The sequence below is a fragment of the Acinetobacter sp. YH12254 genome (assembly GCF_013417415.1).
GTDB lineage: Bacteria > Pseudomonadota > Gammaproteobacteria > Pseudomonadales > Moraxellaceae > Acinetobacter > Acinetobacter pseudolwoffii.
In genome coordinates this window covers 96,979-113,933 of record NZ_VPEB01000013.1, presented here as the reverse complement: position 1 = coordinate 113,933, position 16,955 = coordinate 96,979, and the positions used below count along the sequence as shown (strand labels likewise).

General features: G+C 43.4%; 17 protein-coding genes. 2 read left to right on the top strand and 15 right to left on the bottom strand.

Translation table 11 applies throughout. The features are described 5' to 3' along the window. The coding region (locus tag FTV29_RS10920; protein ID WP_180075507.1) for an RNA-guided endonuclease TnpB family protein at nucleotides 1-575 on the top strand (575 nt) is incomplete at its 5' end. Nucleotides 576-587: 12 nt separating this feature from the next. Here FTV29_RS10920 and FTV29_RS10915 read toward each other — a convergent pair. The 10 genes from FTV29_RS10915 to mazG form a co-directional block, all read right to left on the bottom strand. After that, the gene (locus FTV29_RS10915; protein ID WP_100534599.1) at nucleotides 588-1,856 is read right to left on the bottom strand and encodes a sensor histidine kinase KdpD; all 1,269 of its coding nucleotides are present in this window, start codon (nucleotides 1,854-1,856) and stop codon (nucleotides 588-590) included. 704 nt (nucleotides 1,857-2,560) lie between these two features. Continuing rightward, entirely contained in the window at nucleotides 2,561-3,094 is a 534-nt protein-coding gene (yjgA, locus tag FTV29_RS10910; RefSeq protein ID WP_005172645.1) for a ribosome biogenesis factor YjgA, read from the bottom strand. Between the two features lie 2 nt (nucleotides 3,095-3,096). Beyond that, nucleotides 3,097-3,366, bottom strand: a complete 270-nt coding sequence (locus tag FTV29_RS10905; protein ID WP_034608740.1) for an HPr family phosphocarrier protein — start codon at nucleotides 3,364-3,366, stop codon at nucleotides 3,097-3,099. Beyond that, complete coding sequence (gene rapZ, locus FTV29_RS10900) at nucleotides 3,363-4,214, bottom strand: RNase adapter RapZ (protein ID WP_005172647.1); 852 nt, start codon at nucleotides 4,212-4,214, stop codon at nucleotides 3,363-3,365. Before rapZ ends, FTV29_RS10905 begins: the two co-directional genes overlap by 4 nt. 18 nt (nucleotides 4,215-4,232) lie before the next feature. Then, complete coding sequence (gene panC / locus FTV29_RS10895) at nucleotides 4,233-5,081, bottom strand: pantoate--beta-alanine ligase (RefSeq protein ID WP_005095700.1); 849 nt, start codon at nucleotides 5,079-5,081, stop codon at nucleotides 4,233-4,235. A 1-nt stretch (nucleotide 5,082) separates the two neighbouring features. Next, nucleotides 5,083-5,892: a 3-methyl-2-oxobutanoate hydroxymethyltransferase gene (gene panB, locus FTV29_RS10890; protein WP_005095698.1), complete on the bottom strand. Its 810-nt coding sequence runs from the start codon at nucleotides 5,890-5,892 to the stop codon at nucleotides 5,083-5,085. A 53-nt stretch (nucleotides 5,893-5,945) separates the two neighbouring features. Further along, nucleotides 5,946-6,431 carry a 2-amino-4-hydroxy-6-hydroxymethyldihydropteridine diphosphokinase gene (folK, locus tag FTV29_RS10885; protein WP_005095697.1) on the bottom strand — a complete coding sequence of 162 codons (486 nt, stop codon included), beginning with the start codon at nucleotides 6,429-6,431 and terminating at the stop codon, nucleotides 5,946-5,948. Then, entirely contained in the window at nucleotides 6,428-7,900 is a 1,473-nt protein-coding gene (gene pcnB / locus FTV29_RS10880) for a polynucleotide adenylyltransferase PcnB (protein ID WP_159138480.1), read from the bottom strand. The genes folK and pcnB overlap by 4 nt, the downstream gene beginning before the upstream one ends. Before the next feature lie 136 nt (nucleotides 7,901-8,036). Further along, the gene (locus FTV29_RS10875; protein WP_159138481.1) at nucleotides 8,037-8,450 is read right to left on the bottom strand and encodes a ComEA family DNA-binding protein; all 414 of its coding nucleotides are present in this window, start codon (nucleotides 8,448-8,450) and stop codon (nucleotides 8,037-8,039) included. After that, entirely contained in the window at nucleotides 8,410-9,222 is an 813-nt protein-coding gene (gene mazG / locus FTV29_RS10870) for a nucleoside triphosphate pyrophosphohydrolase (protein WP_180075506.1), read from the bottom strand. The genes FTV29_RS10875 and mazG overlap by 41 nt, the downstream gene beginning before the upstream one ends. Before the next feature lie 90 nt (nucleotides 9,223-9,312). Here mazG and FTV29_RS10865 point away from each other — a divergent pair, with 90 nt between their 5' ends. Next, nucleotides 9,313-10,083, top strand: coding sequence for an SDR family oxidoreductase (locus FTV29_RS10865; protein ID WP_180075505.1), 771 nt, complete (start codon nucleotides 9,313-9,315; stop codon nucleotides 10,081-10,083). Nucleotides 10,084-10,105: 22 nt separating this feature from the next. Here the strand turns inward: FTV29_RS10865 and FTV29_RS10860 are convergent, their stop codons facing one another. From FTV29_RS10860 to der, 5 genes are all read right to left on the bottom strand, one after another. Further along, complete coding sequence (locus tag FTV29_RS10860; RefSeq protein WP_218946067.1) at nucleotides 10,106-10,702, bottom strand: 4'-phosphopantetheinyl transferase superfamily protein; 597 nt, start codon at nucleotides 10,700-10,702, stop codon at nucleotides 10,106-10,108. Nucleotides 10,703-10,846: 144 nt separating this feature from the next. Next, entirely contained in the window at nucleotides 10,847-11,542 is a 696-nt protein-coding gene (locus FTV29_RS10855; RefSeq protein WP_005172668.1) for a hypothetical protein, read from the bottom strand. A 21-nt stretch (nucleotides 11,543-11,563) separates the two neighbouring features. Further along, a complete protein-coding gene (locus FTV29_RS10850) occupies nucleotides 11,564-13,615 on the bottom strand; it encodes a hypothetical protein (protein WP_180075504.1) in 2,052 nt (683 codons plus the stop codon). Between the two features lie 2 nt (nucleotides 13,616-13,617). After that, nucleotides 13,618-15,126: a hypothetical protein gene (locus FTV29_RS10845; RefSeq protein ID WP_180075503.1), complete on the bottom strand. Its 1,509-nt coding sequence runs from the start codon at nucleotides 15,124-15,126 to the stop codon at nucleotides 13,618-13,620. A 274-nt stretch (nucleotides 15,127-15,400) separates the two neighbouring features. Next, nucleotides 15,401-16,810, bottom strand: coding sequence for a ribosome biogenesis GTPase Der (gene der, locus FTV29_RS10840; RefSeq protein WP_005095683.1), 1,410 nt, complete (start codon nucleotides 16,808-16,810; stop codon nucleotides 15,401-15,403). Nucleotides 16,811-16,955 lie beyond the last annotated feature (145 nt).

Genomic DNA, 16,955 nt, shown 5'->3' with positions numbered 1-16,955 from the left:
CTACTGCAACTAAAGCGATTGGTATTGATCTCGGTTTAAAAGACGTTGCCACCTGTTCTGATGGTACTGTAATTTCAAATCCTAAGTTCTATCGGAAATATGAACAGAAATTAGGTATTGCTCAACGAGCCAAGAATAAAAAACGTGTACGTGCATTACACGCTAAAATTGCTAATTGTCGTAAAGATCATTTGCATAAGGCAAGCACCATGCTTGTGAGAGAAAATGCACTGATTGTTATTGGCGATCTGAGTGCGGGTAAACTTGTAAAAACTAAAATGGCAAAATCTGTTTTAGATACAGGTTTTTCAGCATTCAAAACAATGCTCAAGTATAAATGCGAGAACGCAGGGGCAATGCTTGAAGAAGTAAGTGAGAGATTCACAACCCAAATCTGTTCGTGCTGTGGTGAGATCACTTCTAGCAGTCCGAAAGGTAGAGCAGATTTGCGAATAAGAGTATGGGAGTGTGAATGCGGAAGTTCCAATAACAGGGACGAAAATGCAGCGAAGAACATACTTGCGCTTGGGCATAAGCGTCTAGCAGTAGGAATCACCTCCGTTTCAGGGAGGTGAGGATGTCAACTTTTAGGATTTCTCAGCATGCAGATCTTCAAGCACCAATGCCTGATGATCATTGGTGACCATTGGCAAACGCACCGTAAAGGTCGTACCTCGACCTTCTTTTGAATCCACCGCGATTTGACCATGATTCAGATCAATAAAGCGCTTGCACAATACCAAACCTAAACCGGCACCTTTCTCTTCAGCAGTACCTCGGACACTCACCATCAACGTCGGCTTGAACAGATTCTGTATCTGCTCTTCAGTCATGCCCAGACCGGTATCCTGAATGGTGATTTTAACCTGCTCACCGTCCATTTCTGCCTCTAAAATGACTTTACCGCCTTGATTAACTGGGGTAAATTTCAGCGCATTGGAGACCAGGTTTTGCAACACTGAAGTAATCATATTGATATCCGCATGGACTTTAATGTCTTCGGGAATATTGTCGATTAATTCAATTTTTTTATTCAACGCCAGACTGTGCAATACACTGCAGACAATTTTACTGGATTGCTTGAGTTCATAATTAATCGGATGATATACAAAGCGTCCGCCCTCGGCCATGGCCCAGGTCAGCAAGCTTTCCAGCAAGTTATAAGTCGATTGTGCATTATCATATAAATAATCCGCGATACTCTGAATACTGGACTCATCCAAGGTATCACGTTCCTGCGCCAGAACTTCGGAAAAGCCCAGCAGGCCATGAAATGGCGCACGCAGATCATGTGCGATGATTTGGAAAAATTTGGTTGTACTAAAGTTTTGTGCACATTGCTGTTCGTATAGCTCTTTCAGCTCAGTATGTTCTTCATTGAGTTGGATTCGAATTACTAAACTTTCAGCAAATTGCTTAACGGTCTCAATATCATCCTGATCAAACATGTCAGTTTGATCATCAAAAAAAATCACCTGACCTAGCGGCTGACCAGCATTCGCTTTTAAATTAAATGCGACCAGTCGGTGATGCGCCACACCCAGCTCTTTCACATAATTCGACAATTCTGCATAAGCAGGATGCGTCTGATCGATGACATCTGCCTGTTGCAGATATGTAGGGATGGCAATTTCCTGCGGAGCATGCAAGGCCCGAAAACCGTGCGGACAGCTGTACCAGATATACGGCTCCATATGGAATCCAATAATACTGGTTTTAACGCCTAGGACTTTACGGGCAACCTTACAGAAGGTGTCTAGTAAATTATTGGAGGTATAGACGCCTAAAATGAGAGATATACGACATGAGCTTAAAAGCTCCGTATTCTGACCGACCTCTAGCAGTTTTAGTTCCATGTCTGCCTCTCTGAATATGTATGGAATATAGAAAACACTGTCGACCAAATTTATACAATCAATAACAAAGATTCTATATTTACTGAACGCTGAAAACTCACCTATAGGTTAAAGGATTTGTTAATCTGTTTCTATCCAAATACACTCATAACCGCAAGGCACTGATATTTAATTAATTAAGAATAACTTGAAAATTTAATCTTCAAAAAAAGTCTGCTTAAGTATTTGAAACTCAATATCTAAGCTAAAATTAAGCATGTTTATTTGTATTTACTTTAACATACTCTTGACCAAAAAATACTCAGCATCGATTTTTATCCCCTTTTAAATAAAAGTTAATGGTTTTTCAACTATATAGATTTAAATTTCGTTTAAAAAAATAAATTAGATTGGCTTCACTCTCTAATAACGCTCAAAATTCATTTTTTATTTTTAAAAAATACTTAACAATGATCTTGAGTCTCAACTTAAAGTCTCAAAAAAACTGTCTGAAAGATAGCCTTTGAATTGTAAAGAAATTACAGTCTTTAACAAATTAATTGCGAAAATTTTGTGATTTTTTATCACTCAAGCTTACATTAAAAATGGAAATTTCATGCTGAGGAAGAATGAATCCAATTCAGGGTATTTTTTACACAAGAAACAGTGCACTTAAGGTAAAGACAAAAAAAAGCAGCCTAAAAAGACCGCTTTTTAACGAAGAATTAATTGTCTGAAATTAACGCCACTTGCTGTACATAGTTAAATAACTTTAACTTAGACGCATTGACCTCTGCTTCAGGTGCCTGATTCTTTAAATCACGATGTACGCGAAGATAATGCTGACGCAAGGTATGACGCTCTGTGGCATTATAGGTTTTGGTAAATTCATTAATGGCCGGGTCACCATCTTTGACAATTCGATCGACCCAACGCTGTAATTGGGCTGTCTTTTTAAGACCTTGTTTTGGTGTTAAATAAGATAAAATCACCGTTTCATTTTCATTGCGCAGTAATTTACCAATACGTGAAAATTGACGGCGACGTGCTTCATGTGAGGTAAATTCCTGTACATCGAGCAATGCTTCAATCAAACGCTCTTCAACAGGCAAGTTTTTAATTTGTTTAGCACTCAACTCAGCCAGCTGTGCACCCAAAGCCGCCATACGCTGGACTGCTTTTTTCTGTTCGGTTTTACTTGCGCGTCCCTCTAAAGAATCGAAATCTTCTTCAGTTAAACTGTTCGGTCGACGTGCCACGATTAATCTGCCTCATAAAATTTTGCTGCAAATAGTGCCTGAATTTCAGATAAGGCTTTGTCCTCATCCGCTCCTTCAATCACCAAGCGTAAAGTTGTTCCTTTGCCCGCACCGAGCATCAGCAAGGACATGATATTTTTTGCATCTACCAGTTTGTCCGTTTTTCCAATCTGGATACTGGAACGAAATTTGGTAGTCACTTCTATAAGTTTACCAGATGCGCGTGCATGTAAACCCAGTTTATTAATTACGTCAACAGTGGTATCAATCATGACCAGTGCTTCATTTCTCGATGGAGGACTTGAATAGACCATTTTGCCTCAAGGGCTTTTTTTAGTCTATCCACAATGTAAACAGAACGATGCTGGCCACCGGTACAGCCAATTGACACAGTCATATAATGACGATGCCCTTCAGAAAAGGTTGGCAACCATTTGTCCAGAAAATGGTAAATATCATTAAACATATCTTCGACCTGATCGCTCTTTTGCAAAAACTCCTGCACCGGTTGATCGAGTCCTGAAAATTTGCGTAATTCCAGTTCCCAATGCGGATTCGGCAAATGCCGGACATCAAAGACATAATCGGCATCCAGTGGAATGCCATGCTTATAACCAAAAGACTGCAAAATCAGGATCAGGTTATCGGTCTGTCCCAACTTGGTCAATAAGGTATGTTTCAGGTCATGCACGCTTTTATCTGTAGTATCGATGTGCACGGTAGAACGCAGCTGGATGGGCATTAGCAGGATTTTTTCTTCCTGAATGCACTCGTTCAGACTCTTAAAGCGCGAAGCTAGAGGATGCGGCCGACGCGAGGCACTAAAGCGCGCAATCAGTTCCTGATCCTGCGTGGTCAGATAGATAATATCAACCGAGCCATGCTGTTGTAGCTGCTCGAACACATGATCAAATTCTTGCAAATCGGCACGGGTACTGCGTACATCGACCCCCAAAGCCAACTGTTCCAGATTGTTCTCACTGTGCAGTTTCGCCACGATTTCGGGAAGCAATGCCAAAGGCAGATTATCAATACAGTAATAACCCAGATCCTCAAGCACCTGCAATGCAGATGATTTACCTGAACCAGATTGTCCCGTGACAATTAAAATGCGCTTCATACATGCTACCCTTTCATCCTATCCGGCAGTGTATTTGACCTGCAGGTTATCGATCAGACGTGTATTACCTATCTTTGCAGCTACAAATAACACAACATCTTGATTAAACGTATGAATTTTTTTTAATTCTGGCGTTCGTGCTTCAACATAGTCTACGACAAACCCGACATCTGTTAAAGTCTGGCGAAGCTCGGCCAATACCGTATCCAGTTCAATCGCAGCATGGAGCTGCTGTTCAGCCTTTTGTAAGCTTTGATAAATGACCGGTGCGATTGCACGATGCTCTTGGCTTAGGTAACCATTTCGAGAACTTAAGGCTAAACCATCTTCTGCACGGGCAATTGGCACGCCAATCACTTCTAATGGAATATTCAGGTCTTGTACAAACTGGCGAATCACTGCCAACTGCTGATAATCTTTTTGCCCAAAGAAAGCATAGTTTGGCTGAACAATGTTAAACAATTTGGTCACCACCACCGCTACACCATCAAAATGGCCGGGGCGCTGCAAACCACACAAGTCATCAGTAATGTCAGAGATACTGATATTGGTCAGACGCGGTTTTTTGCCATACATTTGCTCAACCGTTGGCGCGAAGACGATATCACAACCGACGTCTGCCAAAAGCTGCTGGTCCTGCTCCAGTGTACGCGGGTAGTTATCAAAATCTTCATTGGGTCCAAACTGGATCGGATTGACAAAGATACTGACCACCACCACATCACACAGCTTACGCGCTTCACGTACCAGATTTAAATGACCCTGATGCAGATTGCCCATGGTGGGTACAAAACCAATAATCTTGCGGTTGGCACGTGCCGGATTAAGTGAGGCCGCGAGTCCCTGAATGGTGGTTTCTGTTTTCATCTTACAATTCAACCTGAAAAGTTTGTGCGGGTGCCGGGAAAGATCCATCTAAAACTGCAGCATGATAAGCTTTAAAAGCATCCAGAATGGCAGTAGCACCCGATTGTTCCTGCATAAAATTACGGACAAATTTTGCAGTATGGCCAAAGGTTAAACCCAGCATGTCTTGTACTACCAAGACCTGACCATCAGTGGCTGCGCCTGCACCAATGCCAATCACCGGAATTTGTGGAAACAGTTCCGTGATTTCCTGACCCAATTGTGCCGGTACACATTCCAGCAATAACAGTGCAGCACCTGCATCAACCACTGCTTTACAGTCTGCAATCAGTTGATCCGCTGCTGCACGGGTACGGGCTTGCAGCTTATAACCGCCAAAGACATGTACCGATTGCGGCGTTAATCCCAAGTGCACACAGACTGGAATACCGTTACGGGTCAGCACCTGTACGGTTTCTGCCAGCCATGCACCGCCTTCCATTTTCACCATTTGTGCGCCGGCCTGCATCACGGTTTTGGAACTTTGCAAGGCATCATTTAAGGTGGCATAACTCATAAACGGCAAGTCAGTCATGATAAAGGCATGCTGGTTACCACGGCGTACCGCAGCGGTATGATAGGCCATATCTGCAACAGTCACTGGCAAAGTCGAATCGCGGCCCTGAATTGACATTCCCAAAGAGTCGCCAATCAGAATACTGTCTACTTCTGCAATTTCCATGGCTTTGGCCATACTGGCATCATAGCAAGTCAGACATGAAAATTTGCGTCCATCTGCTTTGAAGCGTCTTAAGTCACTCAGACTGACCATGAAGATGTTCCTCTATGATTGAAGTTCTCGCGAACATACCCATAACTCAAAAATTAAATATTTGCCCAGTTCGTGTCATCGAGTACCGTTAAGGTCGATTGCTTGACGATGTCCAGGTCTTTTAAGGATGTAGCATGAACCTGTATTTCAGCATCAATGTCCAGCAACGGAATGAGTACGAAATCACGCTCTAACACGCCGACATGCGGTACAGTCAGGCGTTGATTTTGTATCTGTTCATCTCCGTAGATCAGCAAGTCCAGATCCAGCGTACGCTCGCCCCAATGACGCAAACGTACCCGACCGGCTTCCTGCTCGAAGGCTTGCAGACGATCGAGGAGCTCTAACGCTGCCAGATCAGTATTTAACTGCACCACTGCATTCAGATAGTTTGGCTGATCCTGTGGTCCCATCGGTGGACTTTGATACAGATGCGAAGTTTTCACCTGACCCAATGTCGCCAGTTTCTGTACAGCTTCTGCCAAAATCTGGCGTGAATCGCCCAGGTTACTGCCCAGGCCAATATACGTCACGATCATTGTGTTGGCCCAAACACCACCTGGCTTAAATCACGTTGCACCCGCTTACGTTTCATAATCGGATGATCTGCGCCAATTTCACCACTGGCACTGGCTGCCACATGTGACAGGGTTTTCGCCTTGTCTTCAAACTTGGCTTTACGCACCCGGCGGTTACGTGGTTCAGGCTCATTGACTAAAGGCTCAATCTCGGCGAGATCCTGTTGTGCCGTCAGTTTCTGTTCCAGATGTTCTTCTTGAGTGGCCTTACGACGGCTCTTGGCACGCTGACGGTTGTACTGGCTAATGGCCCGTTCTTTCTCGTCACCGCTCATTTGCTGGTAAGCATCCCACCAGCTGCCCATGCCTTGCGCCGTTGCATCGCCTGATTTTTCGCGCAACAGCAAAAAGTCAAATCCGGCACGGAAACGCGCATGACTAGACAAGGCCTCAATTTGTTGCGGTTTTGGATTCAGCAAACGGGTCTGCATTTCCCAGACTTCACGAATGAAAGTCTCGGCGAAGCGAGGAATAATGGTTCGGGTTGCCTGACGTTTCAAAACATCCAGACCCGCTTGGGCACGTGCTTCTGCTGCGACCACGCCTTTATTCAGATAAAACTCACAACGCTCGAGGAATGGCTGCCATAACAGTACCGCGTAGAAAAATGCAGGATTGATGGTCTTGCCAATCGAAATACGCTGATCGGTATTTTTCGCGGCACGCTCCATAAACGGCGTGATTTCAGCTTTGATATCGGCGAACAGCTGATGCCAGATTCCGAAATCAATCAGCATGGGCAACACACGATTCAGATGCCCCATGGTGAATAACTTTTGTGATTCATCATAGAGTCGATGCGGAGAGACATCACGCAGCAGCTGGGTCATTTCCGGGGTAAAGATATCCAAAATTGCTTCATCAATATTGAAATTCAATTTGGCAGCAAAACGTAAGGTACGTAACATCCGCACCGGATCTTCTTCAAATCTTAAGGCCGGATCACCGAGCAAACGTAAAGTTTTGCTGTGAATATCATCTACAGCATTGCAGAAATCCAGCACAATCGCTTTACGCGGCTGGTAATACATTGCATTGATCGAGAAGTCGCGACGGGCAAAATCCTGCTCGATGCTGCCCCAGTTATTATCACGCAGAATCATCCCCGCGGCCGAGGTGACTGCTTTTTTTGGAGGTGCCCGGAAAGTGGCCACTTCAACCAGTTCCCGCCCTGAATAGACATGCGCCAGTTCAAAACGCCGTCCGATAATTCGACAACGTCGTCCGAATACTTCCTTGACCTGAGCCGGGGTTGCATTGGTAACTGCATCGAAATCTTTAGGATTCAAACCTAACATCAGATCTCGAACACCACCACCCACGATATAAGCTTCATAGCCTGCCTTGTTTAAGGCATCAATCACATCGAGAATATAAGAAGGTAATTGAGCGGTTGATAAACCACATTTTGACGCGCGCAAAGTTTGCAAAAGACGCTGTCTCCTACGTCTGAACGTAAAATTCTAAGATGACGCTAATCATATCGCTTACACGACTAAAGGGCAATTTGATTATGTCAATCCTGCCGCTCAGATTGATTCTGTATTTTGCATCAATTCAGTCTATTCACAACGCGAGTCTGGCCTTGTTTTTGGCAAATAATGCCGGCCCAATGCCTTTGACCAGCTGAATATCTTCAATGCTTTTAAATTTCCCATTTTTCTGCCGATACTCAACAATGGCTTGGGCTTTCTTTTGTCCCACGCCATGCAACTGTTGCAATTGTTCAATATTTGCACTGTTTAAACTAATTCTATCACCCGTCGCTTGTACCGAAAGTGGCGGTTTTGCCAGATAGTGATCTGCTTTAGTCGATGCATTCTGTTGTTTGAGCCGCGCATCATGTTGCTGTTGTCTGGTCTTCCATTCCATATAATCGGTCGCAGTTGCATGTGTAGTTCCAATAGCAATATAGCCTAGCCATAAACCCAAAAGAAGATTAATCCACGCCGGACCTGTTCGATGTTGTTGTTTGTTCATGCGCCGCTCTTTGTTTTAATTCTAATTTGGCCTGTTCCCAGAGCTGATCCAATTCAGCCAGTGACAAGCGGTCTATATTAAGTTGTTGTTTTTCCGCCTGATGTTCCATCAAGGCAAATCGAGTACGAAATTTATGGATCGTGCCTAATAATGCCATTTCACTCGAGATTCCAAGTTTACGGCCAACATTGACCAGAGAAAATAAGCAGTCACCAAATTCTTCCTGTATTTCATCGGAATTCTGGCTTGCCAAAGCTTCTTTTAACTCGGCCAGCTCTTCTTCTACTTTGTCATATGCCCCAGTGACATCGGGAAAATCAAAACCAATTTTCGCGACATTTTTCTGGATTTCATCTGCCTGTACCAAGGCCGGTGCATGCTTGATTTCATCTAAACGGGAACGTGGCTTGCCCTGCTTTTCTTGCTGTTTAATTTCTTGCCAGAGCTGAGAGACATCTTCCGGGCTCAATTTTACAAACTGTTCAGCCTGAAATACATGCGGATGACGGCGGATGAGTTTGTCGCTAATGGCCTGCACCACATCCTGAAAATCAAAAGCGCCCTGCTCGCTGTACATTTGCGACTGGAACACCACCTGTAACAGCAGATCGCCCAGCTCATCGCGAATCTCGTCAACATTTCCAGAACGTACCGCAGCTTCTACTTCATAAGCTTCTTCAATCGCATATTGGGTCAGAGATTCGGGAGTCTGCTGCTGATCCCATGGACATTTTTCACGTAATTCACGCATGATATTAAGCAATTGTTCCACTTTTAAAACCTCTTCTTTACCAAATAGTCGCGTCAATCTGCCTGTTTCTTGTTATGCTCAAGAAAAAAAGACAATAAGGAGATCAAGCACATGCACAGTATATTGATTAGTGGGGCAGCACAAGGAATTGGCGCCGCGACAGCCATGCTATTTTACCAGCACGGCTATAAAGTCGGTATTTATGATATCAATGTGGCACAGGCCGAACAGCTGGCCCAGCAACTGGGCGAACATGCCAAAGCTGGCTTTCTGGATGTGGCAGACTATACTTCCTGGGAAACAGCTTTGGCGGAGTTTTCAGCCTGGGCCGGTGAAATCAACATTCTGGTGAATAATGCCGGAATTTTATATTCAGGGCCTTTTGAAGACACCACAATTGCAGCGCATCATCGCACGCTGGATATTAATGTTAAAGGTCTCCTCAATGGCTGTCATGCCACTTTCCCTTATTTAAAAGAATCTTCATTTGCTCGTGTCATTAATTTATCTTCGGCATCCGCCATTTATGGACAGGCTGATTTGGCCTCTTATGCGACCAGTAAATTTGCCGTGCGCGGTCTGACTGAAAGTCTGGATATTGAATGGCAACCCTATGGGATTCGGGTGCTTGATGTGATGCCACTTTTCGTCGGTACAGCCATGGTGAAAGATATGCAGGCAGAAAGTATTAAAAAAATGGGGGTACATTTGAAAGCAGAGGATGTCGCACAGGATATTCTAAAACTGGTACAGCTTAAAGACTCTATCTGGCAAGCTACGCACCATCCGGTTGGATTAAAAAGTAAATTTTTATTTCATCTATCACGTATGAGTCCACAGTTTGTGAACCGAATCAGCAACCTGTTGATTGCCAAACAATAGAGTCTATTTCTACTCTGCTGATTTAAACAGATTGATGAATCTGGATTAGCGGAAATCTGAAACCCTTGCATGAATGCTCACTTTGCCAGGCCACGGTGAGCATACATCCTGCCATATTATAATTTTGATAGGCATAGACGCCGATCTCTGGATGTTCACATCTTCCACCATTCTGATCTGGATGAATCTGGGTATTTAACTCATTCAGGTTGATGCGTATGCCCAGTCCTGAGGCCTTTAATACAGCTTCCTTAGTGGTCCAGACCTTAAACCAGTATTCGGAATCATAGTCCAGTGCCTGCCACTGTTTAAGCTCTTCAGGATGAAAGGCATGTTGTGCCATGGCTTCAAATCGAACCTTACGGCTCAGCTCTTCAATATCAATTCCCAAATTTTGGACATTATTGCTCGTTGCCAGAGCATAGAAATTTTGACTATGGCTATGGTTAAAGTTGAAGTCTGGATGAGTGTGGAGATAGGGTTTGCCGAATTCAGTAATGCTAAAATCTGAAGATTGGATAAGATAATTAAGTTGATCTGAAAGCAATTGGTTACGATAGGCATAGATCGCATGTTTACGAAATTTGATTTGCTCTACACGTGATTGATGAAGTTCCATTGAAAAGAACTGATCTATTTTTTGCAAATAAATGTGAATATTACGCGACAATGGAGAGCTCTTGAAAACAGTTTGACTTTTTTCATTTTACGTCGCTAGATAAAAAAAGAAAGCCTGTTCGAAAACAGGCTAGCTTTATCTGTCTTAAATTGAATCTGAAATATCGACAGGTTTTGCTGCAGCAGATTCTGGGGCCTTAAAGTTCAAGCCAGCTTTTTTCATCAGTTGTGGATACTCAACCAATGCCATAGTCGAGTTTTTGGCAATGCCGGTGACATCGCTAAGCAGACCTTTGGCATCCATAAAAGACATGCCACTATTGCTGATAGTACTTGGATTGCTCAGCAATTGCATAGACACCTGCTTACTATTTACGACCAGTTCGCGTGCAGACAGACCAGCAATGGCAAAGTTTGTCAGTGAGTTCATTAAATGCTGTTTCTGGCTGGTATTTAATGCATTAATACGCTCAAGTGTCGCAGCTTCATCTTTTTTCGAAGCTTCCAGAACCGCATTGGTTAGCTTGGTAATTTCTTTCTGGATCGCTTCTTTTTCTTTGACATCAGAAGTGGTTTTCAAGCTATTCAACTTGGTTTTCAGCTCTTCGCTGTCTTTTCGCTCAGCAAATAAGGTTGCCAATGCTGTACGACTCTGAATAAACATGGCATTGGTTGCTTGTGCCTGCTTAAAAAAACCGGCTAAATCCAGATTTTGTGAAGATGTACCTGTTGTTGTTTCCACTACTTTTGAGGCCAGACCACTGAGTGTTCCAAAACCTGCATGACTTTGTGATGTCAATACAGCACTTCCTAATATCAATATGCTTACGATTTTTTTCATAGTATTTCCCCTCATAATTCCTTACTGCCCTGAATCGGCTTTTTGCACGATCTGATTTAAAATTTTTGGTAATGCTTTAAACATTTGAATGTTGTACATGGCATGACGATGAGCAGTATTTATGCCTTTTAAATTAACTTCCTGTTGCAAACCTACAGCACCGACCCGCTCCTGTTTTTCATTAAAACGGCGTGCTCCTCCTGCCAATACCAAAGTGGCATCGCAGATGGATTGATCTGCATTGCATTTGATGGAATCTTCTTGAACCTGAATCTTAAATGCTGGCTGTAAACACTCTTCTTTTGGCACATACAGTTTCAAATCCAGCTGTTTTTTAAAGCCCGCATTTTCAGTCATTTTTACAATAGATGTTTTTAAACTGGTCTGCCCTTTAAACCCTGAACCTGTCGCATAAAACGGACGCTTGGATTGACTGGTAAACGCGTGGTAAATCAGTGGCCCAAATCCATAAAACGGAATCTCTCCAACCTGTTCAGTATGCAGATTTGAACAAAGCACCCGGGCAAGTTTTGAGTCACCGACAGCAGCGTGACTATCCACCAAGATGCTGTCTCCTGAACGTACCGGTAGACGATCATTTCCACTCACAGGAAAATCAAGCTGTGCTTTAACTTTATTGCCCTGACGCTCAACCACTGTAGCTTCCCAAGTGGGAATCAATACTTGACGTTGTGCAACTTTTTCACGGTTATAGACATGAATTTTCATGCCTGTGGTCAAGCGCTCACCCGTATCCTGAATCGTGATGGTATCGCTCCCCCCGCTCGATACCTGCAAATCGGAACGGGTAAATTGAATCCCTTTCTGAAATTGCTGACCTAATTTCACCAAAGCATTTTTGAGTGCCACTTCTTTACGCGTACCGAGTGAAAAACCCATACCTTGTGAAATGGTTTCACTTATTTCATCAGTCGCATGCGCGGAATAAATCACACGTCCCGAACGATCAATCATCTCAGCAAAAACTTCGCTATGTACTACTTGCTGCTGGGTCATCTTGCCGACTTGTTGCTGATAGCCAATCACAGGGATCACATTAATACGAATAAAAAATTCTGGTAGTTCGCGCTGGTGCTGGGTTTCCTGATTGCTTAACCCCGTCTGCTCACTGACACTTTGTGCCAAAGTGCTGTAACGTTTATTCACCGGCGTAAGGGTAAATGATGCATTCTCCCCGATGGCATCAGAAAAAATCTGCTCAATCAGGTCTTTTGATTCACCTTGGTAGGTCAATACATCTACGACCAAAGCTTTAGGCTTATTCAGCGCCTGACGGGTATTTGCCGAAATCTTGCTAAACTGGCTTGAAGTGCCACTCATCAACACCGGTAATGCCACTGCATAATCACTATCGGCATGTACAACTCTAATCAAATCTCCGGAATCCGAACTGAGTTCATCGTCTTTGGCAATGCCTTGATTGAAGCCTTTATCTAAAATCAGATAGGATTTCCAGCGATCAATCACCTTGGTCTGTACTTCAGACACCTTGAATTTCTTCTGGAGATCCTGAGTGAGTTGCTGGGTCAAGGTCAGCAAACTGCTTTGAAACTTCTGCTGGACGGCTTGACGTGTTGCAACAGTCTGAATCTCGGTCGACAACACCTGAATAGGCTGTGACAAGGTAGCACTATCGGTATAAATCACTTCCCCAGATAGAATATTGGTCAATTTTAAGCTTAAGGTGACTGGCAGAAAAATCTCGGCTGTAGATTCCTTTTGCACCACATATTCACTAGCACGCAAAACGTCCAGAGAAGCCACATAGCTTCGATGTTTATTCTGCTGGGAAATTGAAGCCACCACCTGATCTTGCAAAACCTGTTTCAACTGCTGCTCAAAAGTCTGTGCAACTTGTTTACGGATCACCTCGTTCGACACAGCCTTGCTAAAGTCACAGGAAATCGAGGAGGCATTTGCTTCTATATGATCTGCCGATTGACGACAAGGCAATTCCAAGCCATAAATTCCTTTAGCCGGAAAAACCTGAATATTGGCCTGCACACTTGCAGCAGTACCCATCAGGGCCATGGCAAGAGTAATTTTTTTCATGCTTATTTGCATTGGGTACCGCCAATACATAAGGTAATGGTATTCCCTGCTTGCAAACGTTCTGCATTAGACAGCACAGGATTTACCCGGCGTAAAGCTTTGGCCAGTTCAGCACTCAATGGCTTTTCACTTTTATAAGTCATGGTCATCTCGACCAGCTTGCCATCCTGGGTACGTATATCGATATTTTCTGCGCCGTCCATCTCATCTAAAGCCACATAGAGATCATCTCCTAAGCGGCTAGATACGCTACCCGATACACTTTTTACAAAAAGGGTAATTTCCTTACCATACATGCTACGGTTTTTCGAATAGGAAAGAATTTGTGGACCGACTTCGGACAAGGTTATTTCGCCCAGTTTACCGGCAACATTGATACGACACGAATCTGTCGTTGCAGCCGTTGATGATTCCGTGCGGGTATCACCGCCCATCAGCGTGCCATCATCGACTGAATAAATTTTATAGCTGACAGCACCATCACACACAAATTGGCCGGTTACACCTGAACGACCACGGTCATAAATATAGGAGCTACCGACCATAAACCAGTCTGCTTTTTCCTGACGTGCAGCAACTGCAAGTTTTGCCAATTCTGCATCACTCAGCAATTGCTGAATGGACATACTCTTGCCTTTTAAATAACGGCTACGGAATAGATCCGAATCCATTAAACGTAGATCGTATTTAGATGCTGAGCCTGCAATTGCATTCAGTGTATGGTTTTCACGCTCTGGCTTTGTAGATGGAGTCTGATATTCCACATATTTTACAAAGTTTTGAATATCATTTTGGCGTTCAGACTGGCTATAACGTGCTGACTCACTGGTGTTATAACTCGCTGAAGCTGAAGATTTACCTGAATTATTGTGACTTGCTGAACGTGCTGCGACTCCTACACCCGCACCATAATAATTATCATATGCATAACCAGATGCAGCTGATGACTTTCCTTTCGATGAATATGATGAACTCTCGCTCGCTTTGGCACTTTCTTTGGCATCATAGCTGGCCTTTTCATCATAAGCATAGCTTTTATCAGAGAAGTACGAGGTAAATTCTTTGACCGGTTTTGAGTTATCACGCGGCACACCGAAATATTCATCCATCACGATCATGATCGGACTGGTTCGGCTATTCTTTTTGGATAAACCCAGGTCATTTAAGATCTGGCGAAACTCCTGATCATCCATTTCAATTGAAATAGAGGTGACCAATTCTTTATTACTATTAGTTTGGCTGCCACGATTAAACACGTAGCCATTATCAACTTGTTTCACAATATCTGTTAGATGAGGCTGAGCATCCTGCATGGCTTGAGGGCCATTAATTTTTTTGATTAAAGCAATGACTGCATCAATTTTTGCATTATTCAATGCTTGATTACGTGTTCCTACCGGATCTTTTTTAATAATAGGGCTACTGCCCTCACCATTTACTTTGATCATTTCAGCACACGCGAGGCTTGGCAGGCCCATCATACAGATTAAAGCCAATGCAGTTTTTTTCATGTTCCCCTCACACCACCCCAATCGAGACAGTAATTTCTTATGATCTTTTTCAGCCAGCTTTCATTCTTGCGACTGAGTTAACAATTTAAAACAAATATAATACATATTACATAAATATTAAATTGATACTTATACTAAATGACTAGAAAAAAAGAAAATTTTTATTTTTGCTAAAATCAGAATTAAGCTTTATCACAAATACATTTTTATATTTTTCACAAAAAACGAAAAAGCCTGCATCAGCAGGCTTTTTATCGAAAACTAAAAAAAGAAATTAACGTTTAAATTTCTTCTCGGCTTTCTTGAACTTCTGTACATAACGACGTTTACGCGCTGCAATACGCTCATCCATCACCGTCTTACGCCCTTCAAACGGGTTTTCAGAGGTTTTAAACTCAATTTTAATCGGCGTACCTTCAAGCTTGTATACTTTACGGAATACGTTTTCAAGATAACGACGGTAATCCGCAGGGGTTTTATCGACCTTGTTACCATGGATCACGATGGTTGGTGGATTCTGTCCGCCCATATGCGCATAACGCATTTTAATACGACGACCCTGAACCATAGGCGGTTGGTGGGCATCTGTTGCATCATTTAAAATCTGGGTGATTTTTGCCGGTGATACTTTCAAACGAGATGAATCATAGGCACGGTGAATCGAAGGATAAAGCTCACCCACACCCGTTCCATGCAATGCAGAAATCAAATGCACTTTTGCCCATGGAATGAAATCGAAGCGACGCTCTACATCGAGCTTACATTGCTTGCGATCATATTCAGTCATGTTATCCCATTTGTTGACAGCAATGACCATGGCACGACCCGCTTCAAGCGCATAGCCAATCAGATGCAAATCTTGCTCTACAATACCATCACGTGCATCGACCACAACCACAATCACGTTGGCATCTTTCATCGCCTGCAAAGTCTTAACAATCGAGAATTTCTCAATCATTTCATCCACTTTACCTTTACGACGCACCCCTGCAGTATCAATCAGGGTATATTGACGGCCATCACGCTCGAATGGAATATAAATCGAGTCACGTGTTGTACCCGGCTGGTCAAATGCCACCACACGCTCTTCGCCGAGCAAACGGTTCACCAGCGTAGATTTACCCACGTTTGGACGACCAATAATCGCTAAACGCAGACCAGTGTTTTTATCATGCTCTTCCGGGTTTTCATCTTCCGGTACATCGGCAAGCACGTCTTCCAGCATTTGCTGAACACCACGACCATGGCTGGCAGCAACTTGTAGCGGCTCGCCCATGCCCAGTTTGTAGAATTCAACCAAGGCAGCTTCAGCATGTACGCCATCGACTTTATTGGCCGCCAGAAAGACCTTTTTACCTAAAGTACGCAGTTCACGCGCAATCTGCTCATCGGAAGCCAGCAGTCCGGCACGCGCGTCGACCACAAAAATGATAATATCGGCTTCATGAATGGCAGTTTTAGATTGCTCTGCCATATACGAGTCAATACCGCCTTCATTTTCACCAATACCACCGGTATCAACCACAATGAAAGATTTATTTTGATAGGTTGCATCGCCATATTTACGGTCGCGTGTCAGACCAGCAAAGTCTGCCACCAATGCGTCACGGCTCTTGGTAATCTGATTGAACAGAGTTGATTTTCCGACGTTCGGACGACCAATGAGCGCAATTACGGGTTTCATAGAGTAACCTTTATTCAATAATCAGGCAGTCAAAGTGGCCTGAACATCAGAAAGTATAGGAAGATATAAGGGGAAAAATACCCTAAATAAAAACACGGGGCATTGATTTTTCAATCACCCCGCGTTCACAAAAATACGGTTGCGG

What these genes read in the sequence shown, in the direction of transcription:
- folK (WP_005095697.1), bottom strand. Translation starts at nt 6,431, where the DNA reads ATGATCGTGACGTATATTGGCCTGGGCAGTAACCTGGGCGATTCACGC.
- panB (WP_005095698.1), bottom strand. Translation starts at nt 5,892, where the DNA reads ATGGTCAGTCTGAGTGACTTAAGACGCTTCAAAGCAGATGGACGCAAA.
- FTV29_RS10845 (WP_180075503.1), bottom strand. Translation starts at nt 15,126, where the DNA reads ATGAAAAAAACTGCATTGGCTTTAATCTGTATGATGGGCCTGCCAAGC.
- FTV29_RS10855 (WP_005172668.1), bottom strand. Translation starts at nt 11,542, where the DNA reads ATGAAAAAAATCGTAAGCATATTGATATTAGGAAGTGCTGTATTGACA.
- der (WP_005095683.1), bottom strand. Translation starts at nt 16,810, where the DNA reads ATGAAACCCGTAATTGCGCTCATTGGTCGTCCGAACGTCGGAAAATCA.
- FTV29_RS10865 (WP_180075505.1), top strand. Translation starts at nt 9,313, where the DNA reads ATGCACAGTATATTGATTAGTGGGGCAGCACAAGGAATTGGCGCCGCG.
- FTV29_RS10875 (WP_159138481.1), bottom strand. Translation starts at nt 8,450, where the DNA reads ATGAACAAACAACAACATCGAACAGGTCCGGCGTGGATTAATCTTCTT.
- FTV29_RS10860 (WP_218946067.1), bottom strand. Translation starts at nt 10,702, where the DNA reads ATGGAACTTCATCAATCACGTGTAGAGCAAATCAAATTTCGTAAACAT.
- FTV29_RS10905 (WP_034608740.1), bottom strand. Translation starts at nt 3,366, where the DNA reads ATGATTGATACCACTGTTGACGTAATTAATAAACTGGGTTTACATGCA.
- FTV29_RS10915 (WP_100534599.1), bottom strand. Translation starts at nt 1,856, where the DNA reads ATGGAACTAAAACTGCTAGAGGTCGGTCAGAATACGGAGCTTTTAAGC.
- FTV29_RS10850 (WP_180075504.1), bottom strand. Translation starts at nt 13,615, where the DNA reads ATGAAAAAAATTACTCTTGCCATGGCCCTGATGGGTACTGCTGCAAGT.
- rapZ (WP_005172647.1), bottom strand. Translation starts at nt 4,214, where the DNA reads ATGAAGCGCATTTTAATTGTCACGGGACAATCTGGTTCAGGTAAATCA.
- panC (WP_005095700.1), bottom strand. Translation starts at nt 5,081, where the DNA reads ATGAAAACAGAAACCACCATTCAGGGACTCGCGGCCTCACTTAATCCG.